Raw genomic sequence first — 21,792 nt, 5'->3', positions numbered from 1 at the left:
CCTTCGACGTCGCCGTCTGGGAGATCCTCCTCCCCCTCGTCACCGGCGCACGCCTCGTCCTGGCGCCCCCCGGCGCCCACCGCGACCCCGACGCCATCGCCCGCCTCATCGGCCGGCACGCCGTCACCCTCCTGCACTTCGTGCCCGCCCAGCTCTCGGCCGCCCTCGCCGCCGGCGCCCTCGACGACACCGCCAGCCTCACCCGACTGGTCGCCAGCGGCGAGGCCCTGCCGCCCGACCTCGCCCGCGCCGTCGCCGCCCGCACCGGCGCGCGGGTGCACAACCTCTACGGACCCGCCGAGGCCGCCATCGACGTCACCGCCTGCGACGTCGCAGCCTGGGACAGCACTTGCGCAGATGGGCCCGTCCCCGGCCCGCGCGTGCCGATCGGCGCGCCCATCGCCAACCTGCGCCTGCACGTCCTCGACGACGCCCTCCACCCGGTGCCGGTCGGCGTCGTCGGCGAGCTCTACATCGGCGGGCTCGGCCTCGCCCGGGGCTACCGCGGCCAGCCCGGCCTGACCGCCGCGCGCTTCGTGCCCGACCCGGAGGCCGGGCGCGGCGGCGCGCCGGCCGGGGCGCGGCTGTACCGCACCGGCGACCGGGCGGCGTGGCGGGCGGACGGGCAGCTCGACTATCGCGGGCGGGCGGACGATCAGGTCAAGATCCGCGGCCAGCGCGTGGAGCCGGGCGAGGCGGCCGCCGCGCTGCGGGCGCTGCCGGGTGTCGCCGAGGCGGCGGTGGTCGCCCGTCCCGGTCCGGACGGGGGGCTGCGGCTGGTGGGCTACGCGGTGCCGGCGGCCGGCGGCGCGCTCGACGAGCCCGCGCTGCAGCGGGCCCTGGCCGACACGCTGCCCGACGCGCTGCGCCCCGCCCGCATCCTCGCCCTGCCCGCCCTGCCGGTCTCCGCCAACGGGAAGCTCGACCCAGGACGGCTCCCCGAACCCGACTGGGCGGGCGCGGACGCCGCGGGCGGCAGCACCGGCTTCGATCCGCCGCGCGGTCAGACCGAGACGCGCCTCGCCGCCCTCTGGGCCGGCGTGCTCGGCCTCGACGCCCGACGCCTGTCGCGCCGGGACAGCTTCTTCGAGCGCGGCGGCGACTCGATCCTCGCCCTCCAGCTCGTCGCCCGCGCCCGGGAGAGCGGCCTCGCGCTGACGCCGCGGGACGTCTTCACCCACCCGCGCCTCGCCGCCCTGGCGGCGCATCTCGACGCGGCCCCGGACAGCGCGGCCGCGCCGGCCCCCCAGGTCGACCCGGCGCGCGAGGCCGGTCCGGTTCCCCTCACCCCGATCCAGCGCCGGTTCCTCGACGGCCCCGTCCCGAACCGGCAGCACTGGAATCAGGCGATCGTGCTCGCGCCCCGGGCACCCCTCGACCCGGGCCGCCTCGCTGAGGCCCTCGCGGCCGTCGAGGCCGCCCATCCCGCGCTGCGCCTGCGCTTCGCGCGGGACGCGCACGGGGCCTGGACCCAGACCTGCCGGGCACCGGGGCAGGAGCCCCCGCTGTGGCGGCGCGCGGCGGACGGTGCGCCGGCCTTCGCGGCCCTCGCCGCGCAAGCCCAGACGAGCCTCGACCTCGCCGAAGGGCCGGTCTGGCGGGCCGTACACGTCACCCTGCCGGCGGACGGGACCGAGCGCCTCCTCCTCGTCGCCCACCACCTCGTGGTCGACGCCATGTCGTGGCGCATCCTGATCCAGGACCTCGCGGCGGCCCTCGCCGGGCGGCCGCTCGCGCCCCCGCCGACGAGCTTCCCGGGCTGGGCCCGCAGCCTCGACGTCCTGGCCCGGCACCCCGGACATGCCGGGCGCCGCGAATCCTGGCTGGCCGGCTGGCAGGCCGGGGGGCCGTGCCTCGATGCCGCGTTGCGGCCGGTCCGGCCCGACGCCCCCAACGTCGAATCCGCCCAGACTGAGATCGCCGACAGCCTCGACGCCGACGCCACCGACGCCTTCCTGCGCCGGGCCGGTCGGCCCTACAGCGCCCGTCCCGACGAGATCCTGCTCACCGCCCTGTCGATCGCGCTGGTGCGGCGCGGCGACGGGACGGCGGTGGGCGTGACCCTCGAGCGCCACGGTCGCGATGCCGACGCCCTGGCCGACGCGCTCGCCGAACCCCTCTCAGAACCCTTCCCCGAACCCCTCTCCGACGCGCAGGACGGCCCGACCCTGCCCCGCCACGACCTGAGCCGGACGGTGGGCTGGTTCACCACGCTGGTGCCGCTGCGGCTCGACCCCCTCGGCGGCGAACCGGACCTGCCGCCGGACGACGACGCCCGCATGCTCGCCCTCGGCCGCGCCCTCTGCCGGGTCAAGGAAGCCCGCCGCGCCCTGCCCCAGCCCGACCTCAGCCACGACCTCCTGCGCCACGGCCCCGTCGCGGACCTGCGCCACCGCATCGCCGCGGCACCCGAGCCCGGCATCCTCCTCAACTACCTCGGCCAGATCGACGCCGACCGCGCCGACCCCGACGCGCCCTTCGCCCTCGCCCCCGAGAGCGCGGGGCCCATGCGCGACCCCCACAGCCCCGCCGGCGCCGAGCTCACCCTCACCGCCCTCGTGCGCGACGGCCGCCTCCACCTCGCCTGGCGCTTCAGCCCCGACCGCCACGATGCCGCCGCCATCGCCGCCATCGCCCGCGACACCCGGCACACCCTCGAAGCCCTCGTTGCCCACTGCGCCGATCCGCGAACCCCGCGCCGGCCCACCCCCGCCGACCTGCCCCTCGCCCGCCTCGACCAACCCGGCCTCGACACACTCCTGGCCGACGCCCGCGCGGCCGGTACCCTCGACCCCGACAGCCTCGCCGACCTCTACCCGCTCACCCCCCTGCAGGAGGGCCTGCTCTTCCACGCCCGCCTCGCCCCCGGGGACGCGGCCTACCGCAACCAGGTCCGCCTCGACCTCGAACCCCTCGATCCCGACCGCTTCGCCCGCGCCGTCCGCGCCACCCTCGAGCGCCACGACGTCCTGCGCACCGCCATCCTCGACCCCGCCGACGGCCCGCCCCTCCAGGCCGTCCTCGACCCCGTGCCCCTACCCCTCGCACGCCTCGACTGGACCGGGGCGCCGTCGAGCCAGGATGCGCCGCACGAGGACGCCCCGGACGAGGATGCCCGCGCCGACCGCCTCACCGACCGCCTCGCCGCCCTGGCCGCCGAGGAGCGCGCCCGGCCCTTCGACCTCGCCCGGGCCCCGCTCCTGCGCCTCGTCCTGGTCCGCACCGGACCGGACCGCCACCACCTCGTACTCACCGTCCACCACCTGATCCTCGACGGATGGAGCACTGCACGCCTCGTCGCCGAGGTGCTCGCCCGCTACCGCGGAGAGGAACCCGAGCCCGTCACAGGACGCTTCGCCGACTATCTCGCCTGGCTCGCCCGCCAGCCGCGGGCCGCCGCCGAGCGCTTCTGGCAGCACGCCCTCGCCGGCCTCGACGCCCCCACCCGCCTCGCCGACACCTTCGACCCGCCCGGCACGCCCGGCGCCCGCGACGGACAGCGCCCGCCCGGCCACGGCGAGGTCCGGCACCGGGTGCCGCCCGCCGCCGCCGGGCGGCTGCTCGCCCGCGCCCGGGCCGCGCACCTCACCCTCAACACCTGCGTCCAGGCCGCCTGGGCCCGGCTCGTGGCCGCCCGCACCGGGCAGGCGCGCGTCGCCTTCGGCACGACCGTGGCCGGGCGCCCGGCCGACCTGCCCGGGGCCGAGACCGTGCTCGGGCTGTTCATCAACACCCTGCCGGTGGTCGTCGACCTCGACCCGGCCCGGCCCCTCGGCGCTTGGCTGGCGGGCGTGCAGGAGGCCGGTCTCGGCCTGCGCGAGCACGGCCACCTGCCCCTGGCCGCCATCCAGCGCCTCGCCGGCCCCGCGGGCACGGGCACGGCCACAGGGACGGGCGGCCTGTTCGACAGCCTCGTGGTGTTCGAGAACTACCCCGTCGACGCCGCCCTCGCCGCCGCGCGCCACGGCCGGGACGGCGACGGAAACGGGGACGGGAACGGCGACGCTGCCGACCCGCACGCCTTGCGTCTCGGCCCGGCCATCGTCGCCGAGACCACGCACTACCCCGTCACCCTCGTGGTCCACCCGGAGGCCGGCCCCGACGGGACGCGGCTGGCCCTGCGCCTGAGCTACGCCGCCGACCGCCTCGCGCCCGCGGATGCCGAGGCGCTGCTCGCCGCCTTCGTGGCCCAGCTCGCCGCCCTGGCGGAGGCCGACCCGGCAACCCCGCTCGGGGCACTGCCGCCGCCGCTGCCCGACAGCGACCGGGCGGTGATCGGCTCGGCGAACGCGACCGCGCGGGCCTACCCGAACGGCGCCGGCGACGTGCTCGCCGCCTTCGCAGACCACCGCGCGCAAGACCCGGACGCCCCGGCCGTCACAGACGCCCGGACCAGCCTGACCCGCGCCGGCCTCGACGCCCGCGCCACCGCCATCGCCCGACGCCTCACCCGCGCCGGCGCCCGACCCGAGCGAGTCGTCGGACTCCTCCTCGAGCGCACCTGCGACCTGCCCGCCGCCTGGCTCGCCGTCCTCAGGACCGGCGCCGCCATCCTCCCCCTCAACCCCGAACTGCCCGCAGCCCGCCTCGCCGCCCTCGCCGCAGAGGCCGACCTCCTCCTCACCCAGCCCGAACTCGCCGACCGACACCCCGCCCTCGCCGACGCCGCAGGGCGAGCGCCCCTCGTCCTCGACGCCGATCCGGATACCGATCCGGATACCGATCCGGATACCGATCCGGATACCGACGCGGACGACGACAGCGCCCGGCCCGTCCGGACCCGCACCCGCGCCCCCCACCCGGACGCGCTCGCCTACGTCCTGCACACCTCCGGCTCCACCGGCACCCCCAAGGCCTGCGCCAACACCCACGCCGCCCTCGCCAACCGCCTCGCCTGGATGGCCGACCACCTGTGCGTCGGTGCCCACGACACCATCCTGCACAAGACCCCCGTCTCCTTCGACGTCGCCGTCTGGGAGATCCTCCTGCCCCTCGTCACCGGCGCACGCCTCGTCCTGGCGCCCCCCGGCGCCCACCGCGACCCCGACGCCATCGCCCGCCTCATCGGCCGGCACGCCGTCACCCTCCTGCACTTCGTGCCCGCCCAGCTCTCGGCCGCCCTCGCCGCCGGCGCCCTCGACGACACCGCCAGCCTCACCCGACTGGTCGCCAGCGGCGAGGCCCTGCCGCCCGACCTCGCCCGCGCCGTCGCCGCCCGCACCGGCGCGCGGGTGCACAACCTCTACGGACCCGCCGAGGCCGCCATCGACGTCACCGCCTGCGACGTCGCAGCCTGGGACAGCGCCTGCGATGGCGCCTGCGACGGCGCAAGCGACAGCGCCTGCGCAGATGGGCCCGTCCCCGGGCCGCGCGTGCCCATCGGCGCGCCCATCGCCAACCTGCGCCTGCACGTCCTCGACGACGCCCTCCACCCGGTGCCGGTCGGCGTGGTCGGCGAGCTCTACATCGGCGGCCGCGGCCTCGCCCGGGGCTACCGCGGCCAGCCCGGCCTGACCGCCGCGCGGTTCGTGCCCGACCCGGAGGCCGGGCGCGGCGCGCCGGCCGGGGCGCGGCTGTACCGCACCGGCGACCGGGCGGCGTGGCGGGCGGACGGGCAGCTCGACTACCGCGGGCGGGCGGACGATCAGGTCAAGATCCGCGGCCAGCGCGTGGAGCCGGGCGAGGCGGCCGCCGCGCTGCGGGCGCTGCCGGGCGTGGCCGAGGCGGCGGTGGTCGCCCGTCCCGGTCCGGACGGGGGGCTGCGGCTGGTGGGCTACGCGGTGCCGGCGGCCGGCGGCGCGCTCGACGAGCCCGCGCTGCAGCGCGCCCTGGCCGAGACGCTGCCCGACGCGCTGCGCCCCGCCCGCATCCTCGCCCTGCCCGCCCTGCCGGTCTCCGCCAACGGAAAGCTCGACCCAGGACGGCTCCCCGAACCCGACTGGGCGGGCGCGGGCCGGCGCGGGCCGCGCACCGCGCGCGAGGCGGCCGTGGCGCAGGCCTTCGCGCAAGTGCTCGGCCTCGACGCGGTCGGGATCGACGACGGCTTCTTCGACCTCGGCGGCCACTCGCTGCTCGCCACGCGCCTCGTCAGCCGGCTGCGCGCGGCGCTCGGCGTCGAGCTGCCGCTGCGCGCCGTGTTCGAGGCCCCGACGGTCGCGGCGCTGAGCGGGTGGATCGCCGCGGTCGGCGGCGATGCGGCCGGACGCGCCGGCCCCGCGCGCCTACCCCTCGGCGCGCGCCCGCGGCCGGACGTCGTCCCACTCTCCGCGGCCCAGACCCGGATGTGGCTGCTGTCGCGGATCGACGGCGCGCATCCCTACACCATCCCGATCGCGCTCCGCCTCACGGGTCCGCTCGACGCCGACGCGCTGCGCGCGGCCCTCGCCGACGTGGTGGCGCGCCACGAGAGCCTGCGGACCCGCATCGTCGCGATCGACGGGGCGCCGGCGCAGCAGGTCCTGCCGCCCGACGCGGCGCGGCCCGGCCTCGACCTGCGCGCGGCGGACCCGGAATCGTGGCCGGACGCGCTGTCCGCGGCGGCGCGCGCGCCCTTCGACCTGGCCGTTGACCTGCCGATCCGCGCGCGGCTGTACCGGTTCGGCCCGGACGCGCACGGGCTCCTCCTCCTGATCCACCACGTCGCCGCCGACGGCTGGTCGCTGACTCCGCTGATGCGCGATCTCGCGGCGGCCTACGCGGCGCGGTGCCGCGGCGCGGCGCCGGAGCGCCCGGCCCTGCCGGTGCAGTACGCGGACTACGCGCTCTGGCAGCGCGACCGTCTCGGCGACGAGGCCGACCCGGACAGCCTGATCGCCCGCGAGATCGGCTACTGGCGCGCGCAGCTCGCAGGGCTGCCCGAAGGCCTCGCGCTGCCCACCGACCGGCCGCGCCCGGCGACGGCGAGCCACCGCGGGCGGCGCGTGCCCCTTGCCCTCGGGCCGGATCTCCACCGCGCGCTGGCGGATCTCGCGCGGCGCGAGCGGGCGAGCCTCTTCATGGTGCTCCAGGCCGGCCTGTCGGCGTTCCTGACCCGCCTGGGCGCGGGCGAGGACATCCCGCTCGGGAGCCCGATCGCGGGCCGCACGGACGAGGCCCTCGACGGCCTCGTCGGCTGCTTCGTCAACACGCTGGTGCTGCGGACCGACACGTCCGGCGACCCGAGCGGGCGCGACCTCGTGGGGCGGGCCCGCGCCGTCGCGCTCGAAGCCTACGCGCACCAGGACGTGCCCTTCGAGCGCCTCGTGGAGGTGCTGAATCCGCCGCGCTCGCTCGCGCGGCATCCCCTGTTCCAGGTCATGCTGGCGCTTCAGGACGGCGTGCCGGATTCGTTCGATCTGGCCGGCCTGCGCGCCGTCCCGGATCCGGTCGGCGCCGGAGCCGCGCGGTTCGACCTCGCCTTCGACCTCGTCGAGCGGCGCGGGGCCGACGGGACGGAGGCGGGCGTCGTCGGCCACCTCGAATACGCCACGGACCTCTTCGAGGAGGCCGGCGCGATCCGCCTCGCGGACCGGTTCGCGCGGCTGCTCGCGGCCCTGGCGGCCGCGCCGGACCGGGCAATCGGGGATCTCGACCTGTTCGAGGCCGGCGAGCGGCGGCAGGTCCTGACGGACTGGAACGCGACGGCGCGGGCGGTGCCGCCCGAGACCCTGCCGGCCCTCGTCGCCGCGCAGGCGGCCCGCACGCCGGAGGCCGTCGCCCTGGTGGCCGGTTCGGAGGTGCTGCGCTACGCGGAGCTCGAGGCCCGCGCCAACCGGATCGCCCACGCGCTCATCGCCCGCGGGATCGGACCGGAGGACATCGTAGCGGTGGCGCTGCCGCGCGGGCCGGACCTCGTCGCGGCGCTGCTGGGCGTGCTCAAGGCCGGGGCGGCCTACCTGCCGCTCGACCCGGGCTACCCCGCGGAGCGGCTCGCCCTCATGCTGGCCGATGCCCGGCCCGCCGGCCTCGTGACCGTCGACGGGTGGCCGCGGCCGGACGGCCTGCCCGCCCTGGTGCTCGACGCCCCGGACGGGCGCGCGGCGCTCGCGGCCGCGCCGGCCCGCGCGCCGACCGACCGGGACCGGGCGCGCCCGCTCGTGCCGGCCCATCCCGCCTACGTGATCTACACGTCCGGCTCCACGGGCCGGCCCAAGGGAGTCGTGGTCCCGCATGCCGGCCTGACCAACCTGCTGCACGACCTCGTCGATCGCCTCGGCGTGACGCCGGCGGACCGGCTGCTCGCCGTCACCACGGTCGGCTTCGACATCGCGGGCCTCGAACTGTTCGGGCCGCTCCTCCGCGGCGCGCGCGTGGTGTTGGCCGGGCGGGACGACCTGCTCGATCCCGGGCGTCTGGCGCAGCTCGTCCGCGAGGCGGGCATCACGCTGATGCAGGCCACGCCGACGCTGTGGCGCGGCCTCGCGGAGACGGACGCCCTGCGCGGCGTGCGGGTGCTGGTGGGCGGCGAGGCGCTGCCGCCCGACCTCGCGAGCGCCCTGAGCGCGCGGGCGGCGCGGGTCACCAACCTCTACGGCCCGACCGAGACCACGATCTGGTCCACGGTGGCCGAGATCATGCCCGGCGCGGAGGCCGTCACCGTCGGCGCGCCCCTGTGGAACACGCAGGCCTACATCCTCGACGGCGGCCTGCGGCCGGTCCCGCCGGGCACGGTCGGCGAACTCTACCTCGCGGGCGCCGGGCTCGCCCGCGGGTACCTCGGGCGGCCGGGGCTCACGGCCGAGCGCTTCGTCCCCTGCCCCTTCGGGCCGCCCGGCGCGCGCATGTACCGGACCGGCGACCGCGCGCGCTGGCGCGCGGACGGGGCCCTCGACTACCGCGGCCGCGTCGACCACCAAGTGAAGATCCGCGGCGTGCGCATCGAGCCCGGCGAGGTCGAGGCGGCGCTGATCGCGCAACCCGGCGTCGCGCAGGCCGTCGTGACCGCGCGGCAGGACCGGCCCGGCGACGCGCGGCTGGTGGCCCACGTCGTCCCCGGCCCCGGGGCGGCGCTCGACCCCGCGGAGCTGCGCCGGGCGCTCGCCGCGACGCTGCCGGACGCGATGGTGCCCGCGGCCGTCGTGACGCTCGATGCCCTGCCGCTGACCCCCAACGGCAAGGTCGACCGCGCCGCCCTGCCGGCGCCGGAGCCGGTCGCCGACCCGGCCGCCGACCCGCCGCGGACCGGGACGGAGCGCCGCCTCGCCGCTGTCTGGGCCGAGGTGCTGAACCTCCCCTCGGTCGGGCGCGGCGACAACTTCTTCGCCCTGGGCGGGCACTCGCTCCTCGTCGCCCGGGTCGTCGCGCGCCTGAGCGAGGCGCACGGCATCGCCCTGCCCCTGCGCGCCGTCTTCGAAGCGCGCACCCTGGCGGATCTCGCGGTCGCGATCGACGGCCGGGACGCGGGCGGCGCGGACGCCGACATCGACGCGATGAGCGACCTCCTCGACGCGCTGGAACACGCCGAATGACCGACACCGGCCCCTCGCGGGACGACCAGCTGCGCGCCCTGGCGGCGCGCTTCTCCGCGCTGCCCGACGGCAAGCGCCGCCGGTTCGTGCAGGACCTCGCCGCGCGCGGCCTCGACGCGGACCGCCTGCCGATCCTGCCCGCGGGGGGCGGCGACGCGGGACCGCTCTCCGACGCGCAGCGCCGGTTCTGGCTCCTCTGGCAGCTCGACCCGGAGAGCCCGGCCTATCACATCGTCGGCGCGCTGCGCCTGACCGGTCCGCTCGACCCCGAGGCGCTGGACCGGGCGTTCGCCGGCGCCGTCGCCCATCACGCGGGCCTGCGCGCGCGCTTCCCCCTGCGCGACGGGGAGCCGGTGCAGCAGGTCGACCCGGCGGGCACGTTCGCGATGGCCCGCCACGACCTGACCGGCTGCGACGCGGCCGAGGCGTGGGCGCGCCGCGCCGCGATCGAGGCGGCCGTCGAGCGGGCGCCCTTCGACCTCGCGCGCGGGCCCCTGCTGCGCGCCGCCCTGGTGCGCGAGGCGCCGGACCGGCACGTCGTCTTCCTGACCCTGCACCACATCGTCGGCGACGCCGTATCGATGGACCTGCTGATCGACGCGGTCGCCGCCGGCTACGGATCCGACGCGTCGGAGAGCGCGGCCCCTGCCATCACCTACGCGGATTACGCCGCCTGGCAGGCGCGGATGCTGGACGCGGGCGCCCAGGCCGCGAGTCTCGGGTTCTGGACGGAACTCCTCGGCACGGAGCACCCCGTCCTCGCCCTGCCCGCCGACCGGCCGCGCCCCGACGTGCCCAGCTTCACCGGGGAGACGCTGACCTTCCCGCTGCCGCCCGCGACCGCGGCGGGCATCCGCGCCCTGGGCCGCCGCGGCGGCGCGACCGCGTTCCACGTCCTCGCCGCCGGCTTCGCGATCCTGCTCCAGCGCCTCGGCGGCGAGCGCGCTCTCCGCCTGGGCGTGCCGGTGGCGAACCGCACCCGGCCCGAGACCGCGGGCGTGATCGGCAGCTTCGCCAACACCCTGGTGCTGCCCTTCGCGTTCGACCCGCTGGACAGCTTCGCCGCGTGCGTGGAGGCGACGCGGGCGCTCCTCGTGGAAGCCCAGGCCCATCAATCCGTGCCGTTCGAGCGGCTCGTGAGCGCCCTGAGCCCCGACCGGCATCCGGGCCGCAATCCCCTGTTCCAGGCGATCGTCCAGCACCTGCAGGAGCGCCCGCTCGCCACGATCCGCCTCGGCGACCTGTCGGTCGAGCGCGTCCCCCGCGCCACCGGCAGCGCCCACGTGGATCTCGGCCTGACCACGCTGGAGGACGCGCAGGGCGGCTTCACCGCGCACCTCACCTACGCCCGCGACCTGTTCGACGCGGCCACCGTCGCGCGCTGGCGCGACCATTTCCTGACCCTGCTGGGCAGCCTCGTCGCGGCGCCGGACGCGCCGATCCACGGGGCGCCCCTGCTCACACCGGGCGAGATCGCGCGGCTGAACCCGCCCTCCGCGCCGTCCGAGGTCGACGGGCAGCCCGTTCACGTGACCATCGCGGGGTTCGCGCGCACGGACCCCGAACGGACCGCGGTGATCTTCGCCGATCGCGCCACGAGCCGCGGCGCGCTGGACGCCGAGGCGAACCGCCTCGCGCACCGTCTCGCCGAGGCCGGCATCGGCCCGGACACGGTCATCGCCGTGATGCTGCCCCGCTCGCCCGGCCTGCTCGCCGCCTATCTCGGCGTGCTCAAGGCGGGCGGCGCCTACCTGCCGCTCGGGCTCGACCTGCCGGACGCGCGGATCGCCGCGATGGTCGCCGACAGCGGCGCGCGCGTCCTCGTCACGGATCGCGCCCATGCCGGCCGCGGGCCGGCCGCGGTCCCGCGGATCCTGATCGACGCGGACGCGCCGGACGCGGGCGCGGGGCCTCCACCCCCGGTGGCGCTCCACCCGGAGAACCTCGCCTACCTGATCTACACCTCCGGCTCGACGGGGAAGCCGAAGGCGGTGGCGGTCGCGCACGGCCCGCTCGCGATGCACGTCCGCGCGACCGCGCCGCTCTACGAGATGGACGCGGACTCCCGCGAGTTCCACTTCATCACCTTCAACTTCGACGGCGGGCACGAGCGCTGGCTGACGGCGCTCGCCTGCGGCGCCAGCCTCGTGCTCCGCGACGACGCGCTCTGGTCGCCGGCGGAGGTGTTCGCGGCGTTCCGCCGGCACGGCGTGACGAATGCCGGCTTCCCGCCGAGCTACGTCCGGGAACTGACGCGCTGGGCCGAGCAGGAGGGCGGCGCGCCGACCCTCGACCTGCTCTCCTTCGGCGGCGAGGCGATGCCGCGCGACGAGCTCGCGCGCGTCAACCGCGCCCTCGGGCCGCGCCGCCTCATCAACGGCTACGGGCCGACCGAGACCGTGGTGACGCCGCTCGTCTGGAAGGTCCCCGCCGGCACGACCTGCGACACGCCCTACGTGCCGATCGGCAGCCCGGTGGGCGACCGGACGGCCTGGATCCTCGACGACGCGCTGCACCCGGTGCCGGTTGGGGTGGTGGGCGAGCTCTACATCGGCGGCACCGGCCTCGCCCGCGGCTACCTCGGACGCCCCGGCCTGACCGCCGAGCGCTTCGTGCCCGACCCGTTCGGAAGGCCCGGCGCGCGCCTCTACCGCACCGGAGACCGCGCCGCCCGCCGCCCCGACGGCGCCCTCGACTACCGCGGACGCGCCGACGAGCAGGTCAAGATCCGCGGACAGCGCGTCGAGCCCGGCGAGGTCGCCGCCGCCCTGCGCGCACAACCCGGCATCGCCCAGGCCGCCGTCCTCGCCCGCCGCAAACCCGACGGCCCCGCGCGGCTCGTGGCCTACGCGGTGCCCGCGCCGGGCGCGCACCCCGACCCGCAGGAGCTGCGCCGCGCCCTGGCCCGCGACCTGCCCGAGGCCCTGGTGCCGGCCGCGATCGTCCTGCTCGACGCCCTGCCGCTCTCGACGAGCGGCAAGCTCGACGCCCGCGCCCTGCCCGAGCCCGACGCGGCCGTGCCCGCCCGGGACGCCGACCCGCCGCGCACGGCGACCGAGCGGCGCCTCGCCGATCTCTGGGCCGCGGTGCTCGGCCTGCCCGGCCCCGACGCCGTCGCCCGCTCCGACACCTTCTTCGAGCGCGGCGGCGATTCCATCCTCGCCCTCCAGCTCGTCACGCGCGCCCGTCAGGCCGGCCTGACGCTCACCCCCCGCGACGTGTTCACCCATCAGAGCCTCGCCGCCCTCGCCGCGCACGCCGAGCGCCAGGGCGCACGCCCGGCGCTCCCCGCGCGCGACGCGGCGACCGATCCGGGCCTCGAGGCCGGCCCGGTGCCGCTGACCCCGATCCAGAGCTGGTTCCTGGCCGCGCCGATGCCGCGGCGCGCGCACTGGAACATGGCCGTGCTGCTCGTCCCGCGGGCGCGCCTCGCGGCGGACCGCGTCGCGGAGGCGCTCGCCGCGCTGTCCACCGCCCATCCGGCCCTGCGGCTGCGCTTCGCGCAGGCGGCCGACGGCGGCTGGCGGCAGACCTGCACCGCCGCCGACGCCGTCGCGGCCGCCGAGTCGCTGTGGCGCCGCGAGGCCCGGGACGCGGCCGCCCTGGCGGCGCTGGCCGAGGCCGCGCAGACGAGCCTCGACCTCGCCCGCGGACCGGTGCTGCGCGCCGTCTTGGTCAATCCGGCCCCGGACGGCGGGCAGCGCCTCCTCCTCGTGGCCCACCACCTCGTGGTCGACGCCGTCTCTTGGCGCATCCTGGTGGCGGATCTCGCCCTGGTCCTCGCGGGGCGGACCCTGCCGGCGCCCGCGACCTCCTTCCCCGCCTGGGCCCGGCACCTCGACACCCTGGCCCGGGATCCGGCCGAGGCCGACCGCCGCCGCGCCTGGGCCGAGGCCTGGGCGGCGCAGCTCGCGCCGCCCGCATGCGGCCTCGAACCTGCCCGGCCCGACGCCCCCAACGTCGAATCCGCCCAGACCGAGATCGCCGACAGCCTCGACGCCGACACCACCGACGCCTTCCTGCGCCGGGCCGGCCGGCCCTACCGCACGCGCCCCGACGAACTCCTGCTCGCGGCGCTCGCGGTGGCGGTGTCGCGCCGCTGCGGCGGGCGAGCCGTGCGCGTCGTGCTCGAGGGCCACGGTCGCGATGCCGACGCCCTGGCGGACAGCTTGGCGGACAGCTTGGCGGACAGCTTGGCGGACGCGGCCGGCGAGGCGGCGCGCCACGACCTGAGCCGGACGGTGGGCTGGTTCACCACGCTGGTGCCGCTGCGGCTCGACCCCCTCGGCGGCGAGCCGGACCTACCGCCGGACCTGCCGCCGGACGACGCCGCCCGCGGCCATGCCCTCGGTGCTGCCCTCTGCCGGGTGAAGGAAGCCCGCCGCGCCCTGCCCCAGCCCGACCTCAGCCACGACCTCCTGCGCCACGGCCCCGTCGCGGACCTGCGCCACCGCATCGCCGCGGCACCCGAGCCCGGCATCCTCCTCAACTACCTCGGCCAGATCGATGCCGACCGCGCCGACCCCGACGCGCCCTTCGCCCTCGCCCCCGAGAGCGCGGGGCCCATGCGCGACCCCCACAGCCCCGCGGGCGCCGAACTCACCCTCACCGCCCTCGTGCGCGCCGGCCGCCTCCACCTCGCCTGGCGCTTCAGCCCCGACCGCCACGATGCCGCCGCCATCGCCGCCATCGCCCGCGACACCCGGCACACCCTCGAAGCCCTCGTTGCCCACTGCGCCGATCCGCGAACCCCGCGCCGGCCCACCCCCGCCGACCTGCCCCTCGCCCGCCTCGACCAACCCGGCCTCGACACACTCCTGGCCGACGCCCGCGCGGCCGGTACCCTCGACCCCGACAGCCTCGCCGACCTCTACCCGCTCACCCCCCTGCAGGAGGGCCTGCTCTTCCACGCCCGCCTCGCCCCCGGGGACGCGGCCTACCGCAACCAGGTCCGCCTCGACCTCGAACCCCTCGATCCCGACCGCTTCGCCCGCGCCGTCCGCGCCACCCTCGAGCGCCACGACGTCCTGCGCACCGCCATCCTCGACCCCGCCGACGGCCCGCCCCTCCAGGCCGTCCTCGACCCCGTGCCCCTACCCCTCGCACGCCTCGACTGGACCGGGGCGCCGTCGAGCCAGGATGCGCCGCACGAGGACGCCCCGGACGAGGATGCCCGCGCCGACCGCCTCACCGACCGCCTCGCCGCCCTGGCCGCCGAGGAGCGCGCCCGGCCCTTCGACCTCGCCCGGGCCCCGCTCCTGCGCCTCGTCCTGGTCCGCACCGGACCGGACCGCCACCACCTCGTACTCACCGTCCACCACCTGATCCTCGACGGATGGAGCACTGCACGCCTCGTCGCCGAGGTGCTCGCCCGCTACCGCGGAGAGGAACCCGAGCCCGTCACAGGACGCTTCGCCGACTATCTCGCCTGGCTCGCCCGCCAGCCGCGGGCCGCCGCCGAGCGCTTCTGGCAGCACGCCCTCGCCGGCCTCGACGCCCCCACCCGCCTCGCCGACACCTTCGACCCGCCCGGCACGCCCGGCGCCCGCGACGGACAGCGCCCGCCCGGCCACGGCGAGGTCCGGCACCGGGTGCCGCCCGCCGCCGCCGGGCGGCTGCTCGCCCGCGCCCGGGCCGCGCACCTCACCCTCAACACCTGCGTCCAGGCCGCCTGGGCCCGGCTCGTGGCCGCCCGCACCGGGCAGGCGCGCGTCGCCTTCGGCACGACCGTGGCCGGGCGCCCGGCCGACCTGCCCGGGGCCGAGACCGTGCTCGGGCTGTTCATCAACACCCTGCCGGTGGTCGTCGACCTCGACCCGGCCCGGCCCCTCGGCGCTTGGCTGGCGGGCGTGCAGGAGGCCGGTCTCGGCCTGCGCGAGCACGGCCACCTGCCCCTGGCCGCCATCCAGCGCCTCGCCGGCCCCGCGGGCACGGGCACGGGCACAGGGACGGGCGGCCTGTTCGACAGCCTCGTGGTGTTCGAGAACTACCCCGTCGACGCCGCCCTCGCCGCCGCGCGCCACGGACGGGACGGGGACGGAAACGGGGACGGGGACGCTGCCGACCCGCACGCCTTGCGCCTCGGCCCGGCCATCGTCGCCGAGACCACGCACTATCCCGTCACCCTGGTGGTCCACCCGGAGACCGGCCCCGACGGGACGCGGCTGGCCCTGCGCCTGAGCTACGCCGCCGACCGCCTGGGACACGCGGATGCCGAGGCGCTGCTCGCCGCCTTCGTGGCCCAGCTCGCCGCCCTGGCGGAGGCCGACCCGGCAACCCCGCTCGGGGCACTGCCGCCGCCGCTGCCCGACAGCGACCGGGCGGTGATCGGCTCGGCGAACGCGACCGCGCGGGCCTACCCGGACGACGCCGGCGACGTGCTCGCCGCCTTCGCAGGCCACTTGGCGCACGACCCCGACGCGATCGCGGTGACCGACGGGCAGGGCGCGCTCACCCGCCGCGCCCTCGACAGCGCGGCCTCCGCGCTGGCCCGCCGCCTCGCCCGCGCCGGGGCCGGTCCCGACACTCTGGTCGGCGTCGGGCTGGAGCGGTCCTGCGCGCTGCTCGTCGCCTGGCTCGCCGTTCTCAAGACGGGGGCCGCGATCCTGCCCCTCAACCCCGAGCTGCCGCGCCCGCGCCTCGTCGCGACCGCCCGCGAGGCGGCCCTGCGCCTCCTCGTCACCGATTCCGGCCCGGCCGCGCGGATGCCCGGGCCGGCGGAGCTTCCGGACCTGCAGATCCTCACCCCGGATCTGGCAGAGGCGGCAGACGATCCCGCCCTGCCGGCCGCGGCGCCGCACCCGGACGCCCTGGCCTACCTCATCTACACGTCCGGCTCGACCGGCACGCCCAAGGGCTGCGCCAACACCCGCGCCGCCATCGCCAACCGCCTCGCCTGGATGCGGGCCCATTTCGCGGTCGGTCCCGCCGACGTGATCCTGCACAAGACCCCGGTCTCCTTCGACGTCGCCGTCTGGGAGATCCTCCTGCCCCTCGTCAGCGGCGCACGCCTCGTCATGGCGCCGCCGCAGGCCCACCGCGATCCGGACGCGCTGGCCGCCCTGATCCGGCGGGACGCGGTGACGATCGTGCACTTCGTGCCCGCCCTGCTGGAGGCGTTCCTGGCGTCCGGCCGGCTCGCCGCCTGCCCGAGCCTGTCCCGCATCGTGTGCAGCGGCGAGGCACTCGCCCCCGACCTCGCGGCCGCCGTCCGCGCCCAGAGCCGGACCGACCTGGCGAATCTCTACGGGCCGACGGAGGCGGCCATCGACGTCAGCGCCTGGACCTGCGGGCCCGAGCCGGACGCCCCGCGGGTGCCGATCGGGCACCCGATCGCCAACACGCAGCTCCACGTCCTCGACGACGCGCTGCACCCGGTGCCGGTTGGGGTGGTGGGCGAGCTCTACATCGGCGGCACCGGCCTCGCCCGCGGCTATCTCGGACGCCCCGGCCTGACCGCCGAGCGCTTCGTGCCCGACCCGTTCGGAAGGCCCGGCGCGCGCCTCTACCGCACCGGAGACCGCGCCGCACGCCGCCCCGACGGCGCCCTCGACTACCGCGGACGCGCCGACGAGCAGGTCAAGATCCGCGGACAGCGCGTCGAGCCCGGCGAGGTCGCCGCCGCCCTGCGCGCGCAACCCGGCATCGCCCAGGCCGCCGTCGTCGCCCGCCGCAGACCCGACGGCCCCGCGCGGCTCGTGGCCTACGCGGTGCCCGCGCCGGGCGCGCACCCCGACCCGCAGGAGCTGCGCCGCGCCCTGGCCCGCGACCTGCCCGAGGCCCTGGTGCCGGCCGCGATCGTCCTGCTCGACGCCCTGCCGCTCTCGACGAGCGGCAAGCTCGACGCCCGCGCCCTGCCCGAGCCCGACGCGGACGCGCCCGCCCCGGACGCCGACCCGCCGCGCACGGCGACCGAGCGGCGCCTCGCCGATCTCTGGGCCGCGGTGCTCGGCCTGCCCGGCCCCGACGCCGTCGCCCGGTCCGACACCTTCTTCGAGCGCGGCGGCGATTCCATCCTCGTCATGAAGCTCGTCGCCGCCGTCCAGGAGAGCCTGGGACCGCGCCTGCCGCTGCGCGCGGTCTTCGATCACCCGACGCTGGCGGATCTGGCCGCCCGGATCGACGCAGACGGCAGCACCGGCAGCACCGGCGGGGCCGGGGCGGCCGACCTCACCGACATGGAGAGCTGGCTCGACGCGATCGAGACGGCGGCAGGAGCGACGCGGACATGACCCTTCAGGCCACGCAGATCGCGCGACGCTTCGCCCGGCTCGCGCCGGAGCAGCGCCGGGCCTTCCTCGACAAGCTCGCCGAGAACGGGATCGACTTCGCCACCCTGCCGATCGTCCCGGCGGACGGCGACAGGACGGCGCTGCCGCTCTCGGCGGCGCAGCGCGGCCTGTGGCTGACCTGGCAACGCGAGCCCCTGAGCCCAGCCTACAACCTGACCGGCCTCGTCGAGATCGCCGGGACCCTCGATCCGGCGCGGCTCCAGGCCGCCATCGACGACCTCGTCCGGCGCCACGAGCCGCTGCGCACGACCTTCGGGCTGGATCCGCGGGGCGAGCCGTGCCAGCGCGTCCACCCGGCCGCCCCGGTCCCGATCCGGGTCCGCGACGGGCTCGACGCCGCCGGCAGCGACGCCCTCGCGGAGGCCCTGGCCCGCACGCCGTTCGATCTGGAGGGCGGCCCCCTGCTCCGCGTCGAGCTGCACCGCCTCGGGGACGGCACCGACCGGATCCTGCTCGGCCTGCACCACATCGCCGCCGACGGGCAGTCGATCCCCCTGCTGCTGCGCGACCTCGACGCCCTGTACGCGGCCCAGTCGCGGGAGGCGGGGGCCGACGGCCTGCCGCCGCTGCCCGTGCAGTACGCGGATTACGCCCTCTGGCAGCACGGCCGGCTCGAGGCCGGGGAGGCCGCGCGCCAGGCCGCGTACTGGCGCTCGGAACTGGGCGAGTCCCCGGCCGAGACACCGCTGCCCCTCGACCGGCACCGCCGCGCGGAGCGCGCCGCTTCGGGCGGGATCCACGCGTTCCGGATCCCGCCCGAAGTGAGCGAGGCCCTGCGGAGCCTCGCCCGCCGCGAGGGCGCGACGCCGTTCATGGCCGCCCTCGCGGGGTTCGCCCTGACGCTGGCCCGCTACGGCGACGGCGCGGACGTGCGCGTCGGCCTGCCGCTCGCCGACCGCGCGCGGCCCGAGACGCGCGGCATGGTCGGCCACCTGACGGGCATCGGGGTCCTGCGGGCCCGCGTCGACCCGCGCGACGGGTTCCGCGCCCATCTCCGGCAGGTCCGCGATCGGCTGCTGGCCGCCCAGGCGCACGCCGACCTGCCGTTCGACCGGATCGTCGCGGCGTCGGCGACGGAGCGCCGGCCCGGACTCCACCCGCTATTCCAGGTCAAGGTCACCGAGCAGGCCGCGCCCCCGCCCGACGCCCGGTTCGCCGGACGGCCGATGCGGCTGCGCGGCCTCGACGGGGGCGACGTCCACTTCGACCTCAGCCTCGATCTCGTCGATTCCGCCGAGGGCCTGTGCGGCCGCTTGGCCTTCGCCCGCGACCTGTTCGACCCCGAGACCGTCGCGGGCCTGGCCGAGGCCTTCGCGACGCTGCTCGCCGCGGCCGTCGCCGAACCCGACCGCCCGCTCTACGCGCTGGCGAGCCCCGCCCCGGCCGCGGCGACGGACCCGGCCGCGCTCGACGGGGTTGCGCCCGACGTGGTCGCGGCCTGGCGCGCCCGTGCGGCCGAGGCACCGGAGGCGCCCGCCCTGCGGCAGGGCCGGCGCTCCCACAGCCGGGCCGAGCTGGATGCCGCCTCGGACCGCCTCGCCGCGCGGCTGGCCGCGGACGGGGCGGGGCCGGAGACGCGGGTCGCCCTCCATCTCGGCCGCGGCCCCGAATGGGTGCTCGGCCTCCTGGCGATCCTCAAGACCGGCGCTGCCTACGTGCCGATCGATCCCGGTCTCCCGGCCGCCCGCCGGGCCGACCTCGTGGCCGAGTGCGGGGCCTGCCTCGTCCTGGGCGAGCCGGTCCCGGGCGACCGGCCCGACCGGCCGGTGATCGCGGCGCGCTTCGACCCGGCCGCGGATGCGGCGGCCCCGCCCTTCGCGGCCGCGCCGCCGCATCCCGACGCGGCGGCCTACATCCTCTACACCTCGGGTTCCACGGGCCGGCCCAAGGGGGTCGTCGTGACCCGCGGCGGCCTCGCGCAGTACGTGGCCGGGATGCTCGCGCGCGTCGGTCTGCCCGCCGGCGGCCGCGTCGCGATGGCCTCGACCGTGGCGGCCGACCTGGGCAACACCGTGCTGTTCGGCGCGCTGGCCGGCGGCTCGGAACTCGACCTCCTCGACCACGAGACCGCCCTCGACCCCGACCGCTTCGCCGCGGCGGTCGGGGGGGACGCGGCCGGGGGCCGGAGGATCGACGCCCTGAAGATCGCGCCGAGCCACCTCGGCGCCCTGCTCCAGGCGGCCGACCCCGCCGCCGCGCTGCCCGAACGGCTGCTCATCCTCGGCGGCGAGGCGCTGCGCTGGCCCCTCGTCGACCGGATCGCCGCGCTGAAGCCCGGCTGCCGGGTGGTCAACCATTACGGGCCGACCGAGGCGACGGTCGGCGCGCTGTGCGAGGAGGTCCGCGCGGGGGCGGAGCACCGTGACGGTGCGCTCGGCCCGGAGGACGGGGCCGGACGCTGGGCCGGCGGCGCGCCCATCGGGACGCCGCTCCCGGGCGTCCGCGCGCGCGTGCTCGACGGATTCCTCGCACCGGTGCCGCCGGGGGCGACGGGGGAGCTCTACCTCGGCGGGCCGCAGGTCGCGCGGGGCTATCTCGACCGGCCGGGCCTCACCGCCGAGCGGTTCGTTCCGGACCCGCACGCCGGCCCCGGGGCGCGCCTCTATCGGACCGGTGACCGCGTCCGGCTTCTCCGCGACGGCAGCCTCGCCTTCTTGGGCCGGGCCGACGACCAGGTGAAGATCCGGGGCCACCGGGTCGAGCCCGGCGAGGCGGCCGCGGCCCTGCGCGACCTTCCGGGAATCCGCGACGCCGCCGTCATCGCGCTCGCCGAACCGGAGGCCGACGGGGCGGAGGGCCCGCGCCTCGCCGGCTACGTCGTGGCCGACCCGGACCTCGACCTCGCCGCGGTCGGCGCCCGGCTCGCCGAGCGCCTGCCGCCGGCCCTCGTGCCGACGAGCCTGACCCGGCTCGACGCGCTGCCCCTGACCCCCAACGGCAAGCTCGACCGGCGCGCCCTGGCGTCGCTGGAGGCGGCGCGCGGGACGGACGGGAAAGATCTGCCCCGGGACGGGACGGAGCGGGCGCTCGCCGCCCTCTGGGCCGACCTCCTCGGCCTGGATCCGGCCGCGATCGGCCGCCACGACGCCTTCGCCGACCTCGGCGGTGACTCGATCCTGAGCCTGAAGATGCTCGCGCGCATCCGCCGACAGGGCGTCGCGGGGGGCAAGACCCTCACCCTCGCCCAGATCCTCGGCGCGAAGAGCCTCGCCGACCTCGCCGAACGCGTCGCGCCGGCGGCTCCGCGCGGGCCGGAGATCGTCCATCTCCGCCGCGAGGGCGGACGGATTCCGCTTTTCTGCGTCCCCGGCCTGATCGCCAACGCGACTGAGTTCGCCGCGCTGGCCGCGCGGCTCGGCCCGGAGCGGCCGGTCCACGGCTTCGTCAGCCACGTCTACACGGAGGCGCGCTGGCAGGGGTACGATGTGCCCGCGCTGAGCGGCGCCTACGCGGAGTGCATCGCCGCGCACGCGCCGGGCGGCCGGTGTGCGCTGGTCGGCTGGTCGTCCGGCGGCGACCTCGCCTACGAGACCGCGCGCCGTCTCGACGGGCGCGTGCGCGTCGACTTCCTGGGCCTCGTGGACGTGTTCGAGTCGGTGCCCTTCGCGGCGCCGCGGGCTCCGGACGCGGAGGCGCGGGCGCTGGCCGCGCGGCGGCGCGCGGACTGGCTGGAGGGCTCGCGGATGGCCGAGCAGTGGCGCGGGCTGATCGCCCGCATGGACGCGGACGAGCGGGAGGCGCTCGACGCCTACCTCGTCGACAACCCGGAGCTGCCCGCGGACGGGCCCGACCTGACGGCGCGCGAGTTCGAGCTGTGGGCTCTCCTGGACAAGCGCGTGCGGGCCAAGCGCCACGCCTTCGCGCCGCTGGCGCGGCCCGTGCACGTCTTCCAGGCCGCGGATTCGCTGACGCGACCGGAGCGCCTGCGCGACTGGAGCGCGCTGGCGCCGGTCGCGGACCTGAGGATCATTCCCGGCACGCGGCACCTGGACATCCTCCGGAGCACCGCGTTCCAGGACGCGTTCGCCGAGGCCCTCGACGCGGCCGAAGCCTGA

At 77.8% G+C, this 21,792-nt stretch carries 3 protein-coding genes (1 of these 3 cut by a window edge); all 3 read left to right on the top strand.

Annotated elements, in window-relative coordinates; genetic code table 11:
- Tightly spaced (each overlapping or abutting the next), the 3 genes in view from ACX9MN_RS26960 to ACX9MN_RS26950 form a layout consistent with a single transcriptional unit that may run on beyond the window.
- A protein-coding gene (locus ACX9MN_RS26960; protein WP_489725940.1) for an amino acid adenylation domain-containing protein crosses the window boundary here: on the top strand, window positions 1-9,446 show its 3' portion. Its footprint begins 2,089 nt before the window's first position; only the last 9,446 of its 11,535 coding nucleotides appear in the window; its start codon lies off the left edge, out of view; it ends in the stop codon at window positions 9,444-9,446.
- The gene (locus ACX9MN_RS26955) at window positions 9,443-17,677 is read left to right on the top strand and encodes an amino acid adenylation domain-containing protein (protein WP_489725939.1); all 8,235 of its coding nucleotides are present in this window, start codon (window positions 9,443-9,445) and stop codon (window positions 17,675-17,677) included. Before ACX9MN_RS26960 ends, ACX9MN_RS26955 begins: the two co-directional genes overlap by 4 nt.
- Window positions 17,674-21,792 (top strand): amino acid adenylation domain-containing protein, encoded by a 4,119-nt coding sequence (locus ACX9MN_RS26950; RefSeq protein ID WP_489725938.1) that lies wholly within the window; start codon window positions 17,674-17,676, stop codon window positions 21,790-21,792. Before ACX9MN_RS26955 ends, ACX9MN_RS26950 begins: the two co-directional genes overlap by 4 nt.

The organism is Methylobacterium sp. 1A (assembly GCF_058072805.1).
The sequence above is the reverse complement of the archived record's forward strand: the minus strand, read 5'-3'. Positions and strand labels throughout refer to the sequence as shown.

Excerpts from the sequence above, each read along its gene's own strand:
- ACX9MN_RS26950 (WP_489725938.1), top strand. The coding sequence starts at position 17,674 with ATGACCCTTCAGGCCACGCAGATCGCGCGACGCTTCGCCCGGCTCGCG.
- ACX9MN_RS26955 (WP_489725939.1), top strand. The coding sequence starts at position 9,443 with ATGACCGACACCGGCCCCTCGCGGGACGACCAGCTGCGCGCCCTGGCG.